We start from the raw sequence: 3,873 nt of genomic DNA, 5'->3' as shown, positions 1-3,873 counted from the left end.
AACGTTGTAACCGTAAAACATCGAGCGTAGGTCCGTCTGTTGTGTGTGGAAGCCAAGTACTGCCAACAGACACACCGAGAGAATCGGTAACGATGCAGGCATGACCTGCGTCGTTGGGTAGTCGTCAACCTGCCCCCTGATGCAACCCCAAGTCAAGGAAGGAGGACGAAGTCCGTTTGCACTTCTGGGGAGTTGCAAGCCCCCACTTCAAGCGTTAGCTAAGTGGGGGTAGTTGACGCTTGTTCTCCTCCCCTTCTCGTGATTCATCCTCACAAGAAGAAGGCTGCCGCTGCGAGCGCCAACAAAAACTCCCTTAAACCGAACAAGGCTTAAGGGAGAAAAAGGGTGTGCGCAACTAGACGTTCGCATGCGCCAAAACGAACGCCGGCAAACCTTCATCTTCTCCCATCCAGACTATACTGTCGGCTCCGGACTTGCACCGGATCCTGCCTTGCGGCTCGCGGGCTGAGAGGCGAAGCGCCTCATCACCGCCGGTCGGGAATTTCACCCTGCCCCGAAGATGAATCGTTTTTCATTTTTAATTATTCTGATGAGTTTAGCATACAATACTGTTTTCAATTTGTCTATGTTTTTTGCTCACAGCTTGATTATTCCCGCATCGAAAGAGAATCTCCCGGTTCAAGCACCGGTGGGGCGACTTGAACCAAATCGGCGTATTTCAATCCCGTCCCCGTGTTGAGCACGACGACCGTCTCCCCGTCGCGAATCCAGCCGCTCTCGCGCAATTTTCGGACCGCCGCAAACGCCGGCGCTCCTTCCGGGCAAACGAACGCCCCTTCGAGCTCCGCCACCGTCCGCTTCTCGGCCAAAATCGCCTCATCGCCAATGGTTTGACGCCCAATTCCTTCGCTTTCGAAATCCCAACCGCCTCGCCGGCCGCGGAAAACTCGTGCGCCGCATGGCGCTCCCTCTTTCCCTGTTGGAGATCGCATATGATAAAATAAACACGGAACCGCTCCGCTGCATTGGAGAAGCGATTCACGCATTCACCCAACACTCATACATAAAAAGGAGATGAACAAATGAAACAAGAATTGATCGAACGCTTCATCCGCTACGCCAAAGTGAATACCCAGTCCGATCCAGAAAGCAGCACATGCCCGTCGACTCAAGGGCAATGGGAGCTGGCGAGAATGCTCGTCGAAGAGCTGAAGTCGATCGGCATGGAAGACGTCACAGTCGACGAAAACGGCTACGTCATGGCGACGCTGCCGGCCAATACGGACAAAAACGTGCCCGTGATCGGCTTTTTGGCTCATATGGACACCGCTCCGGAGTTTACGGGAGCCAACGTCAACCCGCAAATCATCGAACAGTACGACGGTGGCGACATCGTGTTGAACAAAGAACAAGGCATCATCTTGTCGCCAAACGATTTCCCGGAGCTCGCCGGCTACAAAGGGCATACACTGATTACAACCGATGGGACGACGCTGCTTGGCGCCGATGATAAAGCCGGAATCGCCGAAATTATGACCGCGATGAACTATCTCATCCAACACCCGGAGATCAAGCACGGCAAAGTGCGCGTCGCCTTTACCCCGGATGAGGAAATCGGCCGCGGACCGCACAAATTTGACGTTGCCAAATTCGGCGCCCAATTTGCCTATACGGTCGACGGCGGGCCGCTTGGCGAATTGGAATACGAAAGCTTTAACGCCGCGGAAGCAAAAATGACGATCAAAGGAAAAAACGTCCACCCAGGCACGGCAAAAGGAAAAATGATCAACTCAATCAAAATCGCCATGGAGTTCCAACAGCAACTGCCAGCCGATGAGGCGCCGGAACATACCGAAGGATACGAAGGGTTTTACCATTTGCTTTCATTCCAAGGGAGTGTAGAGGAGACGAAACTTCACTACATTATCCGCGACTTCGACCGTGAACAGTTCGAGGCTCGCAAAGCGAAAATGAACGAGATCGCCGCTTCGCTTGCACAAAAATATGGAAACGACCGAATCACACTCGAAATCAACGACCAATATTACAACATGCGCGAAAAAATCGAGCCGGTGCGCCACATTGTGGACATCGCCCACGAAGCGATGACGAACTTGGGCATTGAACCGAAAGTGAAACCGATCCGCGGCGGCACAGACGGGTCGCAGCTCTCCTACATGGGACTGCCGACGCCGAACCTTTTTGCCGGCGGCGAAAACTTCCACGGCCGCTACGAATACATTTCCGCCGATACAATGGTGAAATCGGCCGAAGTGATCGTGGAGATCATCAAGCTGTTCGAGCAAAAAGCATCTTGATCTACGGAAAACCTTTCTTGAACGATCTTTTTTCGATCGTCCAAGCACAAGCGGCTGCAAGCCCGCCCGTTAGGAGTAAAGAAAAGGTGTCCCGAGTCTTTTGGGGACACCTCCGCCTCCCGCTGTTTCAAATAGGCAGCCAAATAATCAGCCCGTCCGAACGCGAAGAAAAGCGGGACGGCAAGGCGTCTATCCAAACGACTGATCGCCGTTATTCGTTCGAACACAAAAAAGGTGTTCCGCCAACGATCGGAACACCTTTTTCATCGTTTTGCCATTCCGTGCTATGCCACGCGAAACAAACATGAACGCCACGTTCTTTTCTTTGGTTAGATCGTCTCCTTCCCGCGCACGCCGTTGATCGAATAGCTCGCTGTAATGGCGGCATTTAACGAATGGGAAACGGAACAATATTTTTCTTTTGACAACCAAATGGCACGGGCGACTTTGTCTTCCGGCAAGTCGCCTTCGAGCGCATAATGAATATGAATGTCGGTAAACCGCTTCGAGTGGTCATCGGCGCGCGTTCCTTCGACTTCCATCGAAAACGCGCGGACGTCAAGCCGCATTTTCCGCAAGATCAAAACGATGTCAATGCCGGTGCAGCCGGCCAAGGCGTGAAGCAACAGTTCCATCGGCCGGGCGCCGGAATCGTTGCCGCCAACGTCTTTCGCGGCGTCGATCGGAATGGTGACGCCGGAAGCGCTTTGGCCGCTGAATGACATGTTTCCGTTCCACGTGACGGTCGTTTTCATCACAGCCGCTCCTCTCTTCTCTGCGTTTGTTGCGGGACGAATGAACTCGTCCGTCCCTGCCTGCTTTTCAGTTTACCGGTTATCATGTGGAAATGCAAAACAACCGCTTTTCTTCATTTCCAGTCTACCGTTTTAACCGGCGCATGATAAAATAGAAACATGCACAAACTTGTTGAGTAAAGGGTGTTTGATTCGATGACCGCACTCATTTTGCTTCTTGCTTATCTTCTCGGCTCGATTCCGTTTGGCCTTCTTGTCGGGAAAATCGGCTACGGGATCGACATCCGCGAACATGGAAGCGGCAATCTCGGGGGAACGAACACGTTCCGCGTGCTTGGGGCGAAAGCGGGCACGATCGTCATTGTCGGGGATATGTTGAAAGGAACGCTGGCGGCGAGCTTGCCGATGTTTTTTTCCGTCCCCGTGCATCCGCTTTTGGCCGGAGCGGTGGCAGTCGTCGGCCATATGTATCCGGTGTTCGCCAAGTTCCGCGGTGGCAAGGCGGTGGCGACATCGGGCGGGGTGATGCTGTTTTATTCGCCGTTGTTCTTTTTGTCGCTCATCGCCGTGTTTCTTGTCGTCTTGGCTGTTTCACGCTACGTCTCGCTGTCATCGATGGCCGCGGCGCTGTACGCGGTCGTGTACACCGTCTTTTTCACGGACGACATTCCATTGAAGGTGGCAGTGTTGTTGCTGGCTTCGTTTATCTTTTATCGTCATCGCGCCAACATCAAGCGCATCTTGAACAAAACGGAGCCAAAAGTGAAATGGCCAGGCAAAGCCTCATGACAACGGACGGAGAAAGGAGATTTGCTGCGTTGAGATTGCCGGAAGCATTT

3 protein-coding genes, 1 pseudogene and 1 riboswitch are annotated in these 3,873 nt (G+C 53.1%); of the genes and pseudogenes, 2 read left to right on the top strand and 2 right to left on the bottom strand.

Annotated elements, in window-relative coordinates:
- Window positions 1-393: 393 nt before the first annotated feature.
- A riboswitch (FMN riboswitch) is annotated at window positions 394-526 on the bottom strand.
- Between the two features lie 82 nt (window positions 527-608).
- Window positions 609-848 (bottom strand): annotated as a pseudogene (locus tag IKE44_RS08610) (threonine synthase); the annotation flags it as partial.
- A 195-nt stretch (window positions 849-1,043) separates the two neighbouring features.
- Here IKE44_RS08610 and pepT point away from each other — a divergent pair.
- Window positions 1,044-2,279, top strand: a complete 1,236-nt coding sequence (gene pepT, locus IKE44_RS08605; RefSeq protein ID WP_033009995.1) for a peptidase T — start codon at window positions 1,044-1,046, stop codon at window positions 2,277-2,279.
- A gap of 329 nt (window positions 2,280-2,608) precedes the next feature.
- On the opposite strand, the gene IKE44_RS08600 is transcribed toward pepT, so the two are convergent.
- Complete coding sequence (locus IKE44_RS08600; RefSeq protein WP_287465634.1) at window positions 2,609-3,034, bottom strand: OsmC family protein; 426 nt, start codon at window positions 3,032-3,034, stop codon at window positions 2,609-2,611.
- A gap of 195 nt (window positions 3,035-3,229) precedes the next feature.
- On the opposite strand from IKE44_RS08600, the gene plsY reads away from it, so the two are divergent.
- Window positions 3,230-3,823, top strand: a complete 594-nt coding sequence (gene plsY / locus IKE44_RS08595; RefSeq protein ID WP_049624108.1) for a glycerol-3-phosphate 1-O-acyltransferase PlsY — start codon at window positions 3,230-3,232, stop codon at window positions 3,821-3,823.
- Window positions 3,824-3,873 lie beyond the last annotated feature (50 nt).

The organism is Geobacillus sp., from assembly GCF_017515625.1.
Lineage (GTDB): Bacteria > Bacillota > Bacilli > Bacillales > Anoxybacillaceae > Geobacillus > Geobacillus stearothermophilus.
The sequence above is the reverse complement of the archived record's forward strand: the minus strand, read 5'-3'. Positions and strand labels throughout refer to the sequence as shown.

Bases quoted from the DNA above. Each gene is read 5' to 3' on its own strand.
- pepT (WP_033009995.1), top strand. From the start codon at position 1,044: ATGAAACAAGAATTGATCGAACGCTTCATCCGCTACGCCAAAGTGAAT.
- IKE44_RS08600 (WP_287465634.1), bottom strand. From the start codon at position 3,034: ATGAAAACGACCGTCACGTGGAACGGAAACATGTCATTCAGCGGCCAA.
- plsY (WP_049624108.1), top strand. From the start codon at position 3,230: ATGACCGCACTCATTTTGCTTCTTGCTTATCTTCTCGGCTCGATTCCG.